Below are 17632 nucleotides of genomic sequence, written 5' to 3'. Positions count from 1 at the left end.
GGGAGGGGTCTTCGCCGGTGCCGGAACCGGGCGGGTCGTCGGGGAGGGGCACGGGCAGGGCGGCGATTTCGGCGCTCTCGCCGCGGTGCACCGCAGCGGCCTTGCCGCGGCGCGGGGCGCGCGGCATGCCGGCCGCGGGCAGCGCCTCGCCCTCCTCGCCGTCGTCTCCGCTGTGCAGGGGCACGCGGCAGATGAGGCGACGGCCGCCGGCGCCGTCCGGCCCGGCCTCGATGCGCGCGCCCTGCTCGCCCGCGATCCGGCGCACGAGGGGGCCGGCCTCGCCGAGGGGGGCGGCCCGGGCCGGGCGGCGGGTGACCACGATGAGGGTGAGCCAGCGCGCCGAGAGCCCGGTCTCGATGGTCACCTCGCCCTGGCTCACGCTCGCGGCTATGGCGTCGGCCACGAGGTGGAAGCACAGGCGCCGCAGGCCGCGCCGGGGCAGCGGCAGGGGCGCCGTGGGCTCCTCCGGCATCACGATGGAGATCTCGATGCGCCGGGCGGCGGCCGCCTCGCGCGCCGGGCGCTGAAGCGAGCGCAACAGGCCGGGAAGGTCGACCTCCCCGGTCTCGCCGGTCTCGGGCGGGGCGAGGAAGATGCGCAGCGTGGCCACCGCGTCGGCAATGCCGGCGCGCAGGGCGCTGTCGCCGCGGCGGCTGGCGAGATCGACCATTTCCTCGAGCTGGCGCAGCGGCTCCTCCGCGCGGTTGCGGCTCTCTGCCTGGCCGGCGCGGGCGAGGTCGGCCTCCTGCTCGAGCGAGGACATGCGTGCGCGCAGGGAGGCCTGCAGGCGCTCCCTGTCGGTCTCGTCGCCGAAGGAGACCAGGGTGGAGCCGTCGGGCATCGGGGCCACGCGCAGCACCAGCACCCGGCCGTCCAGCGGGCGCAGCCGCGCGCTCCAGGCCGAGCGCGAATCGTGGCGGGTGATGAAATCCTTCAGGTCGCGCCAGACCTTCTCGCCGGCGGTGCCGGTGGCGGGGGCCTCGGGGTCCGCGCCGCGGCACAGGGCCGACCAGAGCCCGATCAGCCGCGAGACATGCGTGCCCGGCTCGGCCGGACCCAGGGAGGGCCAGATGCTGCGGAAGGCGTGGTTGGCGAAGGCGAGATTGCCGTCCGGGCCGAAGAGCAGCGTGGCCTCCGGGAGCTTGTGCAGCACGGCGCGGAAGGTCTCGATCTCGGAGCGGTAGCGGCGCTCGAGGATCACGGCGGAGGAGATGTCCTCGAAGAGGAAGGCGATGGCGCCCTGCGGGTGGGGCCGGCCGATCACGCGTAGGGTCTGGCCGGAGGGCAGCACCCAGTCCTCCTCGTAGCTCGCGGCCTCGGCGTCGCGCTCGAGCACGGTGAGCTTGCGCCGCCAGGCGAGGAAATCCTGCTGGTCGGGCATCTGGCGGTTCTCGCGCAGGCGCTCGAGGAAGTCCTGCAGCCCGGGGCGGGCGGCGAGCCAGGTGGGGTCGAGCTTCAGGATCTCGGAGATCGCGGGGTTGAACAGGCCCAGCCGGCGGTTCTTGTCGAAGATGGCGAGGCCGATGGGCAGGTGCGCGAAGGTCTCGGTCAGCGTCTCGACGAAGCGCTTCAGCGCCGCCTCGGCGCGCATGATGCCGTCGGCGCTGAGCGCGAAGCCGATCACGTCATCCGCGGGGCCGGCAAGCTCGGTCACGTCATACCATTTCGGCTCGCCGCCGGGGTCGCGCAGCGGCATGCGGCGCTGCAGGGGGCCGAAATCGGCCGAGGCGCCCTCCGGCGGCTGGTTCGGGTCGGGGAAAAGCCACGCGATTTCCGAGGGCTGGCCGCCGCGGCGGCTCACCATTTCCTGGCAATAGGCGGCATTGGCCCAGAGGACCTTCCCGCCGCGCCGGCGCCAGATCAGCGCCGGTGCCTCGCTCACCATCACGCGCAGGTAGGCGCATTCCTCCTCCAGCCGGGCGGCGCGCTCCTCCGCGGCGCGCTGGGCGCGGCGGGCGTCCGAGATGTCGCGCAGCACGAGCGAGACGAGGGCGCCGCGGGTCTCGCCGGTCACTTCCAGGTCCTGGCCGTCGCGGGTGGTGATGTCGCGGGTGAAGGGGCGGTGGTGGGCGAAGAGTGCTGCGAGATCGGCCGACAGCTCGGCCGACTGGCGCGACAGCCAGGAGACGAGGCGGATGCGCTGGCCCTCCCGGCTCTCGGGCAGGCTGTCGATCAGCCGCCGCCCGGCGGCCGTGGTGGCGTGCAGCGACATGCCGCGGAACAGGAAGATGCAGCCGTCCGCCGCCGAGATGGCGCGGCGCACCTGGCCGGCGCCGTACCGCTGCTGGCCCAGCAGCAGCGCGGCCCCCAGCGCCGCGCCCAGCAGGGCGGCGAGGAAGGCGGTAACCTCCGCCGGCAGAGCTTCGATCCATCCTGTCAGAACCGCTCCGGGCAGGAAGATCGCGGCCGGGATGCCCATGACACCTCCCAGTTACAGGAATGCGTGTCCAGCTATCAGGTATAAGGTTAAATATTGTTTAAGTCGAACGGCCTGTTTTCGCCGAGCGCGGCGCGACTTTCCTCACGGGTCACCTCGATGCCGGCGCGCGGCCAGATCACCTCCACGATGGCGCCGGGGGGGCGGGCCGCGTCCGGGTCCGTGCCCGGCGGCAGGCCGGTGGCGGAGCCGTATTCCGAGCCGTTGGCGAAGGCGATGCGCGCGCCCGAGCGCTCGAGCAGGGTCTTGGCGATGAACAGGCCGAGGCCCATGCCCTCGTAATCCGGCCGCTCGGCGCCGGGCTGCTGCGGGCCGGAGCGGCGGCGCACGAAGGGGTCTCCCAGCCGGCCGATCACGTCGGCGGGGTAGCCGGGCCCGTCGTCGCCCACGGCGATGCGGATGTTCTCGGCGTCCCAGTCGATGTCGACCCAGACATGCCCGCGGGAGAAATCCACCGCGTTCTGGATGAGGTTGCGCAGCCCGTGCACCACCTCGGGGCGGCGGTTGATCTCCGGCTGGTCCGGGGCGGCGGGGCTGTCCACGTCCACCACGCCGTCGAGGCGGATGATCACGTCGCGCCCGCGGTCGAGATGCGGCTCGGCGGCCTCCTCCACCACGGCGGCCACGGGGGCGTGGCGCAGGTGGGTGTCGTCCTTCCCGGCCCGGCCGAGGCCGCGCAGGATGTCGCGGCAGCGGTCGGTCTGGGCGCGGATGAGCTTCACGTCCTCCAGCAGCTCGGGGCGGTCCTTCAGCTCGTGCGCGAGCTCGGAGGAGGCGAGCTTGATGGTGGCGAGCGGCGTGCCCAGCTCATGCGCCGCCGCCGCCACCAGCCCGCCGAGCGCGGTGAGCCGCTGCTCCCGCGCGAGGGCCATCTGGGTCGCGATGAGGGCCTGGGACATGGTGAAGGTCTCGATCGTCACCCGCCGGGCGTAGAGCGCGAGGAAGATGATGCCGATCAGCAGCGCCGCCCAGGTGCCGCCGATGTGCAGCGAGGGCAGGATCATGTCGGTGCCGTCGTCGAAGGCGAGCGGCAGGTGGAAGAGGGCGAGCAGCGAGATGTCGGCCAGCGCCGCGAGCCCGAGCAGCAGCGTGACCCTGAGCGTGAGCGCGGTGGCCGAGATCGTCACCGGCGCCAGCACCAGCACGCAGAACGGGTTGGTCAGCCCGCCGGAAAGGAACAGCAGCAGCGCGAGCTGGGTGAGGTCGAAGAGCAGGATCAGCGCCGTGTCGCGCTCCGACAGGCGCTTGTTCTGCGGGTGCACCACGGTGGAGATGATGTTGAAGGCGGCGGAGGCCGCGATGGCGAAGCCGCAGAGGTCGAGCGGCAGGGCCACGTCGAACCACTGGCTCGCCACCACCACGGCCATGGTCTGCCCGCCGATGGCGAGCCAGCGCAGCAGGGTGAGCGTGCGCAGCCGGACCCAGTCCGACCGCGCGGCGTTGGTCATGAGCGAGAGCCCTGCTTCCTGCATCCGTCCTGTACTCCTGCCGGGCCCGGGAAGGCGGCCCCCGGCAGGAGTACAGGATTTCCCACCGCCGGGGAAAGGCCCCGCGCCGCCGGGGCGGCCGCCGCCGCGCGGCGGGGCGTCACGGCCCGTGCCGCGGGGGCCTGCGTCCTTCTGGCAGGCGCGCCGGCGGGCGGGAATGCTTGCAAAACCGCCCCGGCGGGGGCAGAGAAGCGCCATGCAGAAGGCCAGCGCCATCCTCGCGGCTACCGTCACCGTTCTCGCGCTGGGAACGGGGGTGTGGTTCGCGGTCGGCCCGGGCGGGGGCGAGGGGCGCTTCGCGGCCTGCGGCACCACCTCCGTGGCCGGGGGCAGGGCGCTGGGCGGCGATTTCACCCTCACCGCGCCGGACGGCAGCCGCCTGAGCCGGGCGGAGGTGATCGACCGGCCGTCGCTGGTCTATTTCGGCTACACCTTCTGCCCCGATGTCTGCCCCGCGGATGCCGCCCGGAACGCCGCCGCCGTGAGCCTGCTGGCCGAGCGGGGCCTCGACGTGCACTCGGTCTTCGTGACCATCGACCCCGAGCGCGACACGCCGGAGCAGCTGGGGACCTTCGCGGAGTATTTCGGCGTGCCGATGACCGCGCTCACCGGCTCGGCCGAGGAACTGGAGCGGATGCGCAGGGACTATCTCGTCTATGCCGCGAAATCGGGCGACGACGCGGAATTCTACCTGATGGATCATTCCACCTTCACCTACCTGGAGCTGCCGGGCGAGGGGGTGCTCGATATCCTGCGCCACGAGGCGAGCCCGGAGGAGGTGGCCGACAAGGTCGCCTGCTATGCCGATGCCGCGGGGTGAGCGCGCGGCCCGGGCGGGCGGGGCGTCGTTTGACAGCCGGCGCCTTCTGACCCACAAAGAGCCGGTACAGGCTGAGAACAGGAACGGAAACCGAAGATGAACGACGCGCCGCTGGCCGACCTCGGCGAGGATGTCTCCCTCATGGTCTGCGATGACGACGAGGCGTTTGCCCGCCGTCTCGCCCGTGCCATGGAGCGCCGTGGCTTTGCTCCCGAAATCGCCCTCAGCGTGGCCGAGGGCCGCAACATCGTGAAGGCGCGCCCGCCCGCCTATGCCGTGGTCGACCTGCGGCTGGAGGATGGCAACGGGCTCGACGTGGTGGAGCAGCTGCGCGAGGCCCGGCCCGACGCGCGCATCGTGGTGCTCACCGGCTACGGCGCCATCGCCACGGCGGTGGCCGCGGTGAAGATCGGCGCGACCGACTATCTCTCCAAGCCCGCCGACGCCGATGACGTGGAGGCGGCGCTGCTCTCGCGCTCCAACGACAAGCCGCCGCCGCCGGAGAACCCGATGTCCGCCGACAGGGTGCGCTGGGAGCACATCCAGCGCGTCTTCGAGCTCTGCGACCGCAACGTCTCGGAGACCGCGCGGCGGCTGAACATGCACCGCCGCACCCTGCAGCGCATCCTGGCGAAGCGCTCGCCGAAGTAATCCGCCGGGGGAACGCGCGCCGCGCCGAGGGGGCCTGCCGGCCCCCGCAGCTTGGCGCGCGTGGCGAAGGCCCCGGGGGCCTCCGCCTCTCGTGGCACCCGGAAGGCAGGTGTCGTCGGAAGGTCCGTGGTGGCCTTGCGCCCGTTCGCCCGGGCGGCCAGCCCGGGCCGCGCCCGACCCTCCCCCCGGGAGGGCGCGATGGCGATGTCGGTTGCCGTTCAGCCGTCGTCCGGGGCTTTCACGATAAACCGCTGACCACAGGCGTGGCTGCGCCCACCCAGGGTCGGGCGCGGCCCTCCGTGCCCGGTTCAGAGCGACGAGAGATTGTGTGCGGGAAGGGGAAGTCGCAGGCATCCTTGCGCCTTGCGCCTTGCGCCTTGCGCCTTGCGCCTTGCGCCTTGCGCCTTGCGCCTTGCGCCTTGCGCCTTGCGCCTTGCGCCTTGCGCCTTGCGCCTTGCGCCTCGCGCCTTGCGCCTTGCGCCTCGGGCTCAGCCTGGACCGGCAGCGGCCCGACGGGCCGTCTGCCACGCGCGCCAAGCTGCGGGGGCCGGCAGGCCCCCTCGGCGCGGCGCGCGTTCCCCCCGGCCGGGCAAAGGAAAAGCGGCGGTCCCTGGTGGAACCGCCGCCTCCTGTCGTCTCACCTCGTGGCGAGAGCTTACTCGGCCGCCATCGAGATGCGCGGCTGCAGTTCGTTGAGGAACTCGGCCAGTTCGCCGGCCAGGTCCTCGCGCTGCAGGGCGATGGAGACGGTGGCCTGCAGGTAGCCCGCCTTGGAGCCGCAGTCGAAGCGCTGGCCCTCGAAGCGGAACCCGTGCACGGCGCGGCCGGCGGTCGCCTCGGCGGCGATGGCGTCGGTGAGCTGGATCTCGCCGCCGGCGCCGGTCTTGCCCTCGGAGAGGTAGTCGAAGATCGTCGGCGGCAGGATGTAGCGGCCGATCACCGCGAGGTTCGACGGCGCGTCCTCGGCCTTCGGCTTCTCCACCAGACCCTTCGCCCGCACGGTGCGGCCGGAGATGTCGGTGGCGGTGGTGTCGGGGTCGATCACGCCGTAGGAGGAGATCATCGCGTCATCGACTTCCATGGTCGCGACCATGGTGCCGGTGCGGTCGGTCTTCTCCCAGGCCTCGACCATCTGGGCGAGGCAGGGGCGCTTGCCGCCCACCATCACGTCGTCGGGCAGCAGCACGGCCACCGGCTCGTCGGCGATCAGGCGGCGGGCGCACCACACGGCGTGGCCGAGGCCCAGGGCCTCCTTCTGGCGCACGTAGGCGATGGCGCCGCTGTCCATGTTGGTGGAGTTCAGGATGTCGAGCAGCGCCGTCTTCTTCTTCGCCGTCAGCGAGCGCTCGAGCTCGGGTGCGGCGTCGAAGTAATCCTCCAGCGCCGACTTGCCGCGCGCCGTGACGAAGATGAACTCCTCGATACCCGCCTCACGCGCCTCGTCGATGGCATACTGGATAAGCGGGCGGTCGACGAGCGGAAGGATCTCCTTCGGAATCGCCTTCGTTGCAGGCAGGAAGCGGGTGCCCATGCCGGCGACGGGGAAGATCGCTTTCGAGATGCGTTTGCTCACCGCATTAAACTCCGGGTTGTGGAATGACTTGATTCACCTTTGCATGATTCGCACCGCGTTGCAGCAATTTTTCCGCTCCAGCGAAGGCTTTCTCTTCGCCGTCACCCTTGCCCACGCGCGACGCGACAGGGAGACAACGCGCACCCCCGGCAAACGGTTCCACGAAATTCGCAGGGAACTCTCGTCCGGCTTGCGCTTTGGCCCGAACTGGGGAATTGCAGGGGAAGCGGGAGGAAATATGATGGATTTTCGGGCTATTGTCGCCGGGCTGGCGTTTTCGTTCATGTGGAGCTCGGCCTTCACCTCCGCGCGGCTGGTGGTGGCGGACGCGCCGCCGCTCGGCGCGCTCAGCGCGCGGTTCTACATTTCGGGCCTGCTCGCCGTGGGCATCGCCGCCGCGCTGCGGCAGAGCTGGAAGATGTCGCGCAAGCAATGGGGCGCGGTGATTCTGTTCGGCGTGTTCCAGAACGCACTCTACCTGGGGTTGAACTTCGTCGGCGTGCAATGGGTGGAGGCGAGTGTCGCGGTGATCGTCGCGAGCCTGCTGCCGCTGCTGGTGGCGCTGGCCAGCCGGGTGATCTTCGGCGAGCGCCTGCCGCTCCTGGGCATGCTGGGGCTGGTGACCGGCTTCGCCGGGGTGGCGCTGATCATGAGCGGCCGCATTTCGGCGGGGGTCGACCTCACGGGCCTCACGCTGCTGCTGCTCGGCGCGCTGGCGCTCACCGCCGCCACGCTGCTGGTGCGCGACGCGCTGCCGCGCGGCAACCTGCTGATGGTGGTGGGCCTGCAGATGCTGGCAGGGGCCACCGCGCTCCTCCCCGCCGCGATGCTCTTCGACGACGGCGGCGTGCGCTGGAGCCTCAGCCTGGTGCTCGCCTTCGCCTACACCACGCTTGTGCCGGGCATCGCGGCCACGGTGCTGTGGTTCTGGCTGGTGCGGCGCATCGGCGCCACCCGCGCGGCCACCTGGCATTTCATGAACCCGTTCTTCGGCGTGGCCGTGGCGGCGCTGGTGCTGGGCGAGAGCCTCGGCCTGCGCGACGTGCTGGGCGTGGCGGTGGTGGGCGCCGGCATCCTCGCGGTGCAGGTCTCGCGCGCCCGGACGTGACAGGCGGCGTGACAGACGGCGTGAGGGACCTTGCGCGGGGCGGAGCACTGCGGGCAGTGTGAGGCCGCGCGCCCCACCCTGCGAGCAGGAGCCCCCATGCCGCCATTCCGCCTCCTCGGCGCCCTCCTTGCCCTGCTGCTGGGCTGCGGCGCCGCAGCGGCGGGGGAGTGGCACGAGACCGACTGCCCCCCCGGCACCGGGCACGGCCCGGACGACCGCGTGTTGCGCTGCGGCATCTTCACCCCCGGCGGGGCGCGGGCGCAGGCGGGGCAGGTGCCGGTGCGGCTGCTGGTGAACATCTTCCACGCGCAGGCCTACCCGGCCGCCCGCCTCGCGCCGGTGGTCTATCTCTCCGGCGGGCCGGGGCAGGACGTGGACCTCGGCACGCCCGCGGGCGTCGCGCGCTGGCAGGCCTACCTGCGCAGCACCCTGTCATGGGCGGAAGGGCGCGACGTGATCGTGGTGGGCCAGCGCGGCCTCAGCCGCGGCCTGTCGCCGTTCGACCCGCCCCGGGTGCCGGACATGGAGTGCCGCAGCCTCGCCGACCCGCGCATATGGCTCGGCGCGCGGGAGCGGCCGGACATGGCGGCCGACGCGGTGGAGACCAGCCGCATCGGCCTCGCCGCCTGCCTCCGCGAGCTCACCGCCACCGGTTTCGACCTCGCCGCCTACGACACCGTGCAGAGTGCGACGGACCTCGCGGAGTTGCGCGCGGCGCTCGGCATCCGGGCCTGGGTGGTGTTCGGCGTGTCCTACGGCACGCGGCTGGGGCTGGAGCTGATCCGGCAGGACGGCGCGGGGGTCGAGGCGGCGGTGCTCGACTCGGTGTTCCCCCCGCAGGTGACCGACCACTGGACCGATGCCGCCCCCTTCGATCGCGCGCTGGAGCGCATGCTGGCGGCCTGCCGGGCCGATGCGCCCTGCGCCGCTGCCTACCCGGACCTGGGTGCGCGGCTGGACGGGCTGCTGGCCCGGCTCGCGGCCGCGCCGATGCCGCTGCGGCTAAACCCGGCGGGGGACATCCCGGAGCTGTGGATCCGGCTCGACGATGCAGCACTGCTCGACATGATCTTCACGCAGCTCTACTGGGTCTGGGAGATGGAGCGGCTGCCGCGCGCCATCGACGCGCTGGACCGCGGAGAGCTCGACACGTTCCGCCGGCTGCTCGTCACGCCCTACGTGGAAGCCGGGGCGGCGGAGGGCTGGTCCTACGGGCTGCAGATCGCGGTGTCGTGCAACGATGACGGGGCCTGGTTCGCGCCGGAGAAGATCGCGGCCCAGCAGGCAGCGCATCCCCGGCTGGCGAGCTGGATCGGGCAGGCCGGCGGCTTCCCCCTCTGCGAGGGCTGGCCGATGCGCCCGCGAAGCGACGGTTTCTCGGAACCGGTGGTCTCGGACGTGCCGGTGCTGCTGATGGCGGGCGACCTCGACCCCGTCACCCCGCCGGATTACGCGCAGCGCGCCGCCGAGGGGCTTTCGCGCTCGGAAGTCCATGTCGCGCCGGGTTCCGGCCACTCGGTGCTCGACCAGGACCCCTGCGCACGCGGCCTGGTCGAGGATTTTCTCGCCCGGGTGGCGACAGGGGAAGCGGCGGAGGAGCCGGGCCGGAAATGGTTCCCCGACGAGGACTGCGCCGGCACGCCGGTGCTGCTGTTCGATCTGCCCTGAGGGGACCTGCGCGGGTACATCACGGCCGGCCTGCCGCATCGCAAGCCGGCGCTTCGCGCGGCAGGCTGCGGGGGCAGGTTGCGGGATTTGCGGGATCGCGACGCCCGGGCCCCCGGGAACCGCGGAGCCTCAGAAGGCGCCCCTCAGACCTCGACCCTCAGAAGTCGGAGACGATGCCCTTCTTCTCCCAGTCGCCGAAGCGGGTGGGTTCAGGGCCGTTGCGGCCGCCGAGCTCGGTGGGCATGGCACCTGCCACGGCTTCGCCCGAGCGGCCGGCGGCGCGGCGCGCCTCGGCCTCGGCAAGGGCACGTTCGGCGGCTCCGGCGATGCGGGCCGCGCGGGCTGCCTCTTTATCGGATGGCGTCTGAGACATATATGCTCTCCCGGATCCGGCTCACAGCGGATATAGACCCGCTCGCCGGGGTTGTGAAGTGGGAGAGACCGAAGATGAACATGATGAAGACGGCCATGCTGCTGGCCGCCATGACCGCGCTCTTCATGGGCGTGGGCTGGCTGATCGGTGGTACGGGCGGCGCGCTCATCGCGCTCGTCGTCGCCATCGGCACCAATCTCTTCGCCTGGTGGAACTCCGACAAGATGGCGCTGGGCATGCACAATGCCGAGCCGGTCACCCGCGCCTCGGCGCCCGAGCTGCACGACATGGTCGCACAGCTGGCGCAGAACGCCGGGCTGCCGATGCCGAAGGTCTACCTGATCCGCACGCCCCAGCCCAACGCCTTCGCCACCGGCCGCAGCCCGGACAACGCCGCCGTGGCGGTGACCGAGGGGCTGATGCGCAACCTCAGCCGCGAGGAGCTGGCCGGCGTCATTGCCCATGAGCTCGCGCATGTGAAGCACCGCGACACGCTGATCATGACCATCGCCGCCACCGTGGCCGGTGCCATCTCCATGCTCGCGCAGTTCGGCCTGTTCTTCGGCGGCGGGCGCGACCGCAACCCGCTCGGCATCGTGGGCGTGCTGCTCGCGGTGTTCCTCGCCCCCATCGCGGCGATGCTCATCCAGATGATGATCAGCCGCACGCGCGAGTATTCGGCCGACCGCGAGGGGGCTGAGATCTGCGGCAACCCGCTGTGGCTGTCCTCGGCACTGGCCAAGATCGCCTCGCCCGCCCTGCACACCGAGATGGCGAGCGCCGAGCGCAACCCCGCCTCGGCGCATCTGTTCATCGTGAACCCGCTGTCGGGCAAGCGGATGGACAGCCTGTTCTCCACCCACCCGGCCACCGAAAACCGCATCGCGGCGCTGGAGCAGATGGCGGCCGAGATGGGCCAGCAGGGCTTCGCGCCGCGGCCCCGAGCCGCGGCCTCCGCGCCCCGCGCCTCGGCCGGGCCCTCGCGCCTGCCGCGCACCGGCCATCGGGGCGATCGCTCCTCCGGGCCCTGGGCGTGAGCGAGCTCGCACAGGGCCTCGCCCCCCGCGCCGCCGCCCTGCGCCTGCTGCACGACGTGCTGCACGATGGCGAGATGCTGGGCGAGAGCGGCTTCGACTCCGGGCTCGAGCCGGCCGAGCGCGCCCGCGCCCTCGCACTCGGCACCGCCGTGCTGCGCAACCTCGGCCGGGTGGACGCCATCCTCGACCCCTGGCTGGAGAAGGAGCCGCCCCTGCGGGTGCGCAACGCCCTGCGCCTCGCCGCCACCGAGCTGCTCTCCGAGCACACCCCCGCCCATGCCGCGGTGGATGCCGCCGTGCGGTTGGTGGAGGCGAGCCCCCGCACCCGCCACCTCAAGGGCCTCACCAATGCCGTCGCCCGCCGGGTGGCGCGCGAGGGCGAGGCGCTGTGGCAGGCGCAGGAGCCCGGCGCGCTCACCCTCTCCGGCCCGCTGCGCGCCCGCATCGAGACGGCCTGGGGCCCGGAGGCGGCCGCCGCCATCGCCCGCGCCCATGCCGCCGGCGCACCGGTCGACGTGACGCCGCGCCGGGCCGAGGAGGCGGAGGCGCTCGCCGCCCGCCTCGGCGCCACGCTGCTGCCCACCGGCTCGCTGCGCCTGCCGCGCGGGGGCCAGGTTTCAGCCATGCCGGGCTTCGCGGAGGGCGAATGGTGGGTGCAGGACGCCGCCGCGGCGGTGCCCGTGCGCCTGCTCGGCGATGTCACCGGCCTCACCGCGCTCGACCTTTGCGCCGCACCGGGCGGCAAGACCCTCCAGCTCGCCGCCGGCGGCGCGCAGGTGACCGCGCTCGACATCTCCGAGGGCCGCCTGCGCCGCCTGCACGAGAACCTCGAGCGCACCGGGCTCACTTCCGAGGTGGTTGCCGCCGACGCGATGGACTGGGCGCCCGCTGCCCCCTTCGACATCGTGCTCGTCGACGCGCCCTGTTCGGCCACCGGCACCATCCGCCGTCACCCGGACCTGCCGTTCCTCAAGGCGCATTCCGACCTGCGCAGCCTCACCCGGCTGCAGGACCGCATGCTCGCCCGCTCCTGGGACTGGGTGAAGCCCGGCGGCCGGCTGGTGTTCTGCACCTGCTCGCTGTTCCCGGAGGAGGGGGAGGCCCGCCTCGCCCGTTTCCTCGAGCGCCATCCGGAGGCCGAGGCGCTGCCGGTGCCGGCACTGCCCGGGCTCGAGCCCGGCTGGGCCGATGGCCCCGCCCTGCGCCTGCGCCCGGACCATTGGGCAGAGGCCGGCGGCATGGACGGGTTCTTCGCCTGCGTGATTCGCCGCGGCGGGTGACAGGCCCGGCACGCCTCGCTATCATCGCCCCCTATCGCATTTGAAAACCAAGCGATTTGCGTGACAGAGGGGTGTGATGGCGGGGCTGGTGCCGTTTCTTCGCAGGCAGGTGCGGCGGCTGGCCCTCGGCCGGGCCCGGGCCGTGAACGCGTGGCGCGCCCGCGCCTCGGTGCTCGCCCGCGTGCCGGCGCAGGCCGGCCCGGGGGTGGAGAGCCGCGCCATCGGCAGTTTCGAGCGCGGCCGGGCGCTGGCGGGCGGCGAGATCGCCCTCGCCGGGCACAGCCTGCGCCATGACGGCCCGCCCTGGAGCCTCACCCCGCCCGACACCGCCTTTCGCGACGCGCTGCACGGGTTCGACTGGGTGGAGGACCTCGCCGCCGCCGGCGACGCCCGCGCCCGCCGCACCCTCGCCGCCTGGGTGGCGGACTGGGACAGCCGCTACGGCTCCGGCTCCGGCCCGGGCTGGGCCCCGGGCCTCGCCGGGCGGCGGATGATCCACCTCTCCTGCCATCTCGGCCTGCTCACCGCCACGGCGGGCGAGGACACCGCCGCCATCCGCCGCCTGCTGCGCAGCCTCGCCCGGCAGGAGCGCTACCTCGCCCGGGCCTGGGGCGCGGCGGCGCCGGGAGCAGAGCGCTTCGAGGCGCTGGCGGGGCTGGTGTTCGTCACCCTCGCGCTCGGCCGGCCGCTGGCCCGGCTGCAGGAGCGCGCCCGGCTGTTCGGCGCCGAATGCGCCCGGGCGGTGGGGCCGGACGGCGGCATCGCCTCGCGCAGCCCGGAGGAGCTGCTGGAGGTGTTCACGCTCATGGTGCGCACCGAGCGCGCGCTGGAGGAAGCCGGCCGCCTGCCCGACCCCCGACACCGCGAGGCGGTGGTGCGCGCCGCCCCCACCCTGCGCGCCCTGCGCATGGGCGACGGGGCGCTGGCGCGCTTTCACGGCGGTGGCCGGGGCGGGCGCGACAACCCCGGCCAGCTCGACCGCGCGCTGGTCGATTCCGGGGCGCGCGGCCGCGGCGGGGCAGGGCTCGCGATGGGCTTTGCCCGCCTGCAGGCCGGCCGCACCACGCTGGTGCTCGACGCAGCCCCGCCCCCCGGCGGCGCCCATGCCGGGCGCGCGCATGCGAGCACGCTGGGGCTGGAGATCTCGGTGGGCCGGCGGCCGCTGGTCGGCAGCCTCGGTCCCGGCGCGCAGTTCGGCGAGGAATGGCGCCGCGCCTGCCGGGCCACCGGCTCGCATTCCGCGCTGGTGGTCGAGCATGTCTCCTCCGCCCGCTTCACCGGGGCGGACCCGGTGCTGGGCGACCGGCTGACCGACCCGCCCGCCCATGTCGAGGCCGAGCGGGTGGAAGACCCCAGCGGCCTCTGGCTGCAGACCGCGCATGACGGCTACGTGGCCCCCTTCGGCCTCGTGCACCAGCGCCGGCTGTTCCTCGCGCCCGACGGGCTCGACCTGCGCGGCGAGGACACGCTCACCGCCACCACCGAGGCGCAGCGCGCGCGCTTTGCCGCCGCGGTGGAGGGGGCGCCGCGGCTGGGCCTCGCCTTCTCCGCCATCTTCCACCTGCACCCGGACGTGGAGGCCGAATCCGGCCCTGCGGCCAATGCCGTCACCCTGCGCCTGCCCAGCGGCGAGACCTGGATCTTCCGCCAGTCCGGCGGCGCGCTGGAGCTCGCCGAGTCGGTTTTCATCGATCAGGAGCGGCTGGAGGCGCGGGAGACGAAACAGGTGGTGGTCACTTCCCGCGCGGTGGAGTATGGGGGCCGGGTCACTTGGGCCTTCAGGCGGGCCGAGGACGGGGCGCCCAGCACCCGCGATGTCGTGACCGACAGCGCGCCGGCGGCCGGCCCCCCCGATCCGGGCTGAGAGCCGCCGTCAGAAATAGGGGATCATGCCATGACCACCGACATCGTGCCGATCCGGCGCGCGCTGCTGTCCGTATCCGACAAGACCGGTCTCATCGACCTCGCCCGTGCGCTGCACGACAAGGGTGTCGAACTGCTGTCCACGGGCGGCTCGGCGAAGGCGCTGCGCGAGGCGGGCCTGCCGGTGCGCGACGTGGCCGAGGTGACCGGCTTCCCCGAGATGATGGACGGCCGGGTGAAGACCCTGCACCCGATGGTGCATGGCGGCCTGCTGGCGCTGCGCGACGATGCGGGGCACGTGGGCGCGATGGAGGAGCATGGCATCCTGCCCATCGACCTGCTGGTGGTGAACCTCTACCCGTTCGAGGCCACCGTGGCCAAGGGTGCCGACTATGACACCTGCATCGAGAACATCGACATCGGCGGCCCGGCGATGATCCGCGCCGCGGCCAAGAACCACGGTTTCGTCACCACCGTGGTGGACGTGGAAGACTATGACGCGCTGGTGGCCGAGCTGGGGCAGGGCGGCACCTCGCTCGCCTTCCGCAAGAAGATGGCGCTCACCGCCTATGCCCGCACCGCGGCCTATGACGCGGCCGTCTCCGCCTGGCTGGCCGACGCGATCGCCGAGGAAGCCCCGCGCCGCCGCGCCGTCGCCGGCACCCTGGCCCAGACCCTGCGCTACGGCGAGAACCCGCACCAGTCCGCCGCCTTCTACCGCGACGGCTCGACGCGCCCGGGTGTCGCCACCGCCGAGCAGCTCCAGGGCAAGGAGCTGAGCTACAACAACATCAACGACACCGACGCCGCCTTCGAGCTCGTCGCCGAGTTCGACCCCGCCGAGGGCCCGGCCGTCGCGATCATCAAGCACGCCAACCCCTGCGGCGTGGCGCGCGGCGAGACCTTCGAGGCGGCCTACGAGGCGGCCTGGAACTGCGACCGCACCTCGGCCTTCGGCGGCATCGTGGCGCTCAACGGCACGCTCGACGGCGCCACGGCGAAGCGCATCACCGAGATCTTCACCGAAGTGGTCATCGCGCCCTCCGTCACCGACGAGGCCCGCGAGATCTTCGCCGCCAAGAAGAACCTCCGCCTGCTGGTGACCGGCGGCCTGCCCGATGTCGCCGCCGCGGGGCGCACCTGGCGCCAGGTCTCCGGCGGCTACCTCGTGCAGGACCGCGACAACGGCCGCCTCTCGATCCCCGACCTCAAGGTGGTGACCAAGCGCGCCCCCACCGAGGCCGAGATGGCCGACATGCTCTTCGCCTGGCGCGTGGCCAAGCACGTAAAGTCGAACGCCATCGTCTACGTGAAGGGCGGCGCCACGGTGGGCGTGGGCGCGGGCCAGATGAGCCGCGTCGACAGCTCCCGCATCGCCGCGCGCAAGGCCGGTGACATGGCCGAGGTCCTGGGCCTCTCCGAGCTGCCCACCATCGGCTCGGCGGTCGCCTCCGACGCGTTCTTCCCCTTCGCCGACGGCCTGCTCGCCGCGGCCGAGGCGGGGGCAACGGCGGTGATCCAGCCCGGCGGCTCCATGCGTGACGCCGAGGTGATCGCGGCAGCCGACGAGGCCGGGCTCGCCATGGTGCTCACCGGCATGCGCCACTTCCGCCACTGAGGAGAGCGGCCATGGCCCCCGGTCTCATCCGCGCGCTGATCGTCGCCCTGCCGGTGTTCCTCGTCGACCAGCTGTCGAAATACCTGGTGGTGGTGGGGATGAACCTCGACGCGGTGGGCCGCATCGAGGTGGCCCCGCCGTATCTCGTGTTCCAGATGGCGTGGAACCGCGGCGTGAACTTCGGGCTCATGAGCAACGACAGCGCGCTGGGGCCCTGGCTGCTGGTGGCGCTGTCGGTGGCGGTGTCGGTGGCGCTGGCGGTCTGGTCGCGGCGCATGCGCGGCTGGCTGCTGCCGGCCGGGGTGGGGCTGGTGATCGGCGGCGCGCTGGGCAACGCGATCGACCGCGTGCTCTGGGGCGCTGTGGCCGATTTCATCAACACCTCCTGCTGCGGCTTCACCAGCCCGTGGTCGTTCAACGTTGCCGATATCGCCATCTTCGCCGGGGCGGGGGTGCTGATCGTCTTCTCCGGGCGCGAGGGCAAACCGGCGAAGCGCGGGCGCTGAGCCGCCGCACGGGCGCCGCGCGGCTGCGCCATGCGGCCGCGAATCGCGTTTCGGGGCGTGACGCGGGCGTTTCGCTGGGCTAAAGGTGGCCCGGACAGGTGCGGCCCTTCCGGCCGGACCGGACGGAACAGCGCGGCAGAGCCGCGGGACAACCGGCGGCGGAGCCGCACCACCGGGGCGCCCGGCGCCCCGGCACTACCCCCGCGGCGACAGCCGCGAGCGCCGAGCGCGCCCCTCCGTGCGCGCGCTCCGTGCCCGCGGCACGCACCGCCGGGCACGCGCGCGGGCGGAGCCGCGCAACACACCCGCGGGCGGAACCGCGGAACGATCCTCGCGGCGAGAGCCGCGAACAGGGCCCCCGCGGGGCGCCGCGAACACAGCCCCGCGGGGCGCCGCGAACACAGCCCTGCGGGGCGCCGCGAACAGAGATGGAGTTGGGTGCAATGGCCTACCGTGGCATCGGAACGAAGACCGGCATGGTTCTGCTCATGGCCCTGGGCGTCGCGGCCTGCGGCGACGGCGGCACCGGCGAGCGGCAGAGCCTGCTGCGCATGGCCGGCCTGCGCCAGCCGCCGCCGGACGAGTTCCTCGTGGTCGAGCGCCGGCCGCTCGAGATGCCGGGCACCTATTCCGCCCTGCCGGCGCCGAACCCCGCCGGGCACAACCGGGTCGACCCCCAGCCCGAGCGCGACGTGGCCTCGCTGCTCTCCGAGGCGGGCGCCACCAGCGGCAGCGCTGCGTCCGCCGTGCCGCTCAGCCCCGGGCAGAGCGCGCTCATGGCCTCCGCCGGCACTGCCGAGCCGGGCATCCGCCAGACCGTGGCGGCCGAGGATGCCCAGCGCGAGGCCGGTGCGGGCAATTACGGCCTGAGCTCCTTCATGGGCTACCGCTTCGACGACCCCTACCGCGAAGACGTGCTCGACCCCGGCGAGGAAGCCGAGCGCCTGCGCGCCGAGGGCGTGCGCACCCCCGCCGCCCCGCCCCGCGAGCAGGAAGCCGAGGCGGGCCGGCGCGGCGACGACCCCGCGCAAGGCACGATCCTGCTGAACCAGTGAGCCCGCGCGGCCCCGCCCCGAAAGGCGGGGCCGTTTCCTTTCCGGGCCCCGCGCTCCCGCAGGGGTCACGACAGGTTTATTGCCGGGCCATTGCCCCGCGCCCGGCGCCGTCTAGACTGCGCGCAGTCTGACCCTACTCCAAGGAGGCGGCGGGCC

General features: G+C 73.2%; 14 protein-coding genes and 1 pseudogene. 10 read left to right on the top strand and 5 right to left on the bottom strand.

Annotated features, from left to right (window positions below; genetic code table 11):
- Both D3P35_RS14355 and regB read right to left on the bottom strand, forming a co-directional pair.
- On the bottom strand, nt 1-2419 hold a 2419-nt coding region (locus D3P35_RS14355), incomplete at its 3' end, for a PAS-domain containing protein (protein WP_118135419.1).
- Between the two features lie 47 nt (nt 2420-2466).
- The gene (gene regB / locus D3P35_RS14350) at nt 2467-3909 is read right to left on the bottom strand and encodes a sensor histidine kinase RegB (RefSeq protein WP_118135418.1); all 1443 of its coding nucleotides are present in this window, start codon (nt 3907-3909) and stop codon (nt 2467-2469) included.
- A 211-nt stretch (nt 3910-4120) separates the two neighbouring features.
- Here regB and D3P35_RS14345 point away from each other — a divergent pair, with 211 nt between their 5' ends.
- Entirely contained in the window at nt 4121-4744 is a 624-nt protein-coding gene (locus tag D3P35_RS14345; protein WP_118135417.1) for an SCO family protein, read from the top strand.
- Between the two features lie 96 nt (nt 4745-4840).
- A complete protein-coding gene (locus tag D3P35_RS14340) occupies nt 4841-5395 on the top strand; it encodes an ActR/PrrA/RegA family redox response regulator transcription factor (protein WP_118135416.1) in 555 nt (184 codons plus the stop codon).
- Nucleotides 5396-5703: 308 nt separating this feature from the next.
- Here the strand turns inward: D3P35_RS14340 and D3P35_RS26995 are convergent.
- A pseudogene (locus D3P35_RS26995) lies at nt 5704-5862 on the bottom strand (hypothetical protein); the annotation flags it as partial.
- Nucleotides 5863-6050: 188 nt separating this feature from the next.
- Nucleotides 6051-6968 carry a UTP--glucose-1-phosphate uridylyltransferase gene (locus tag D3P35_RS14330; protein ID WP_118135415.1) on the bottom strand — a complete coding sequence of 306 codons (918 nt, stop codon included), beginning with the start codon at nt 6966-6968 and terminating at the stop codon, nt 6051-6053.
- Between the two features lie 241 nt (nt 6969-7209).
- Between D3P35_RS14330 and D3P35_RS14325 the strand changes: the two genes are divergently transcribed.
- Nucleotides 7210-8076, top strand: a complete 867-nt coding sequence (locus D3P35_RS14325) for a DMT family transporter (RefSeq protein ID WP_118135414.1) — start codon at nt 7210-7212, stop codon at nt 8074-8076.
- A 96-nt stretch (nt 8077-8172) separates the two neighbouring features.
- A complete protein-coding gene (locus D3P35_RS14320) occupies nt 8173-9744 on the top strand; it encodes an alpha/beta hydrolase (protein WP_118135413.1) in 1572 nt (523 codons plus the stop codon).
- A 157-nt stretch (nt 9745-9901) separates the two neighbouring features.
- On the opposite strand, the gene D3P35_RS14315 is transcribed toward D3P35_RS14320, so the two are convergent.
- Entirely contained in the window at nt 9902-10117 is a 216-nt protein-coding gene (locus D3P35_RS14315; RefSeq protein ID WP_118135412.1) for a DUF1674 domain-containing protein, read from the bottom strand.
- Between the two features lie 74 nt (nt 10118-10191).
- Here D3P35_RS14315 and htpX point away from each other — a divergent pair, with 74 nt between their 5' ends.
- The 6 genes from htpX (at nt 10192) to D3P35_RS14285 (ending at nt 17476) form a co-directional block, all read left to right on the top strand.
- On the top strand, nt 10192-11154 hold the full coding sequence (htpX, locus tag D3P35_RS14310; RefSeq protein WP_118135429.1) for a zinc metalloprotease HtpX: 963 nt from the start codon (nt 10192-10194) through the stop codon (nt 11152-11154).
- Nucleotides 11145-12434: an RsmB/NOP family class I SAM-dependent RNA methyltransferase gene (locus D3P35_RS14305; protein WP_118135430.1), complete on the top strand. Its 1290-nt coding sequence runs from the start codon at nt 11145-11147 to the stop codon at nt 12432-12434. Before htpX ends, D3P35_RS14305 begins: the two co-directional genes overlap by 10 nt.
- A 76-nt stretch (nt 12435-12510) precedes the next feature.
- Nucleotides 12511-14298 (top strand): heparinase II/III family protein, encoded by a 1788-nt coding sequence (locus tag D3P35_RS14300; protein ID WP_118135411.1) that lies wholly within the window; start codon nt 12511-12513, stop codon nt 14296-14298.
- Nucleotides 14299-14328: 30 nt separating this feature from the next.
- On the top strand, nt 14329-15915 hold the full coding sequence (gene purH / locus D3P35_RS14295; protein WP_118135410.1) for a bifunctional phosphoribosylaminoimidazolecarboxamide formyltransferase/IMP cyclohydrolase: 1587 nt from the start codon (nt 14329-14331) through the stop codon (nt 15913-15915).
- A gap of 11 nt (nt 15916-15926) precedes the next feature.
- On the top strand, nt 15927-16421 hold the full coding sequence (gene lspA, locus D3P35_RS14290) for a signal peptidase II (RefSeq protein WP_118135409.1): 495 nt from the start codon (nt 15927-15929) through the stop codon (nt 16419-16421).
- Between the two features lie 443 nt (nt 16422-16864).
- A complete protein-coding gene (locus D3P35_RS14285) occupies nt 16865-17476 on the top strand; it encodes a DUF3035 domain-containing protein (protein WP_157982154.1) in 612 nt (203 codons plus the stop codon).
- Nucleotides 17477-17632 lie beyond the last annotated feature (156 nt).

The organism is Oceanicella sp. SM1341, from assembly GCF_003448965.1.
Lineage (GTDB): Bacteria > Pseudomonadota > Alphaproteobacteria > Rhodobacterales > Rhodobacteraceae > Paroceanicella.
Note: the sequence above shows the minus strand (reverse complement) of the source record. Positions and strands in the feature narration are given on the sequence as shown.

Coding starts and splice junctions, on each gene's coding strand:
- D3P35_RS14345 (WP_118135417.1), top strand. CDS start 4,121: ATGCAGAAGGCCAGCGCCATCCTCGCGGCTACCGTCACCGTTCTCGCG.
- htpX (WP_118135429.1), top strand. CDS start 10,192: ATGAACATGATGAAGACGGCCATGCTGCTGGCCGCCATGACCGCGCTC.
- regB (WP_118135418.1), bottom strand. CDS start 3,909: ATGCAGGAAGCAGGGCTCTCGCTCATGACCAACGCCGCGCGGTCGGAC.
- lspA (WP_118135409.1), top strand. CDS start 15,927: ATGGCCCCCGGTCTCATCCGCGCGCTGATCGTCGCCCTGCCGGTGTTC.
- D3P35_RS14300 (WP_118135411.1), top strand. CDS start 12,511: ATGGCGGGGCTGGTGCCGTTTCTTCGCAGGCAGGTGCGGCGGCTGGCC.
- D3P35_RS14315 (WP_118135412.1), bottom strand. CDS start 10,117: ATGTCTCAGACGCCATCCGATAAAGAGGCAGCCCGCGCGGCCCGCATC.
- D3P35_RS14285 (WP_157982154.1), top strand. CDS start 16,865: ATGGCCTACCGTGGCATCGGAACGAAGACCGGCATGGTTCTGCTCATG.
- purH (WP_118135410.1), top strand. CDS start 14,329: ATGACCACCGACATCGTGCCGATCCGGCGCGCGCTGCTGTCCGTATCC.
- D3P35_RS14320 (WP_118135413.1), top strand. CDS start 8,173: ATGCCGCCATTCCGCCTCCTCGGCGCCCTCCTTGCCCTGCTGCTGGGC.
- D3P35_RS14325 (WP_118135414.1), top strand. CDS start 7,210: ATGGATTTTCGGGCTATTGTCGCCGGGCTGGCGTTTTCGTTCATGTGG.
- D3P35_RS14340 (WP_118135416.1), top strand. CDS start 4,841: ATGAACGACGCGCCGCTGGCCGACCTCGGCGAGGATGTCTCCCTCATG.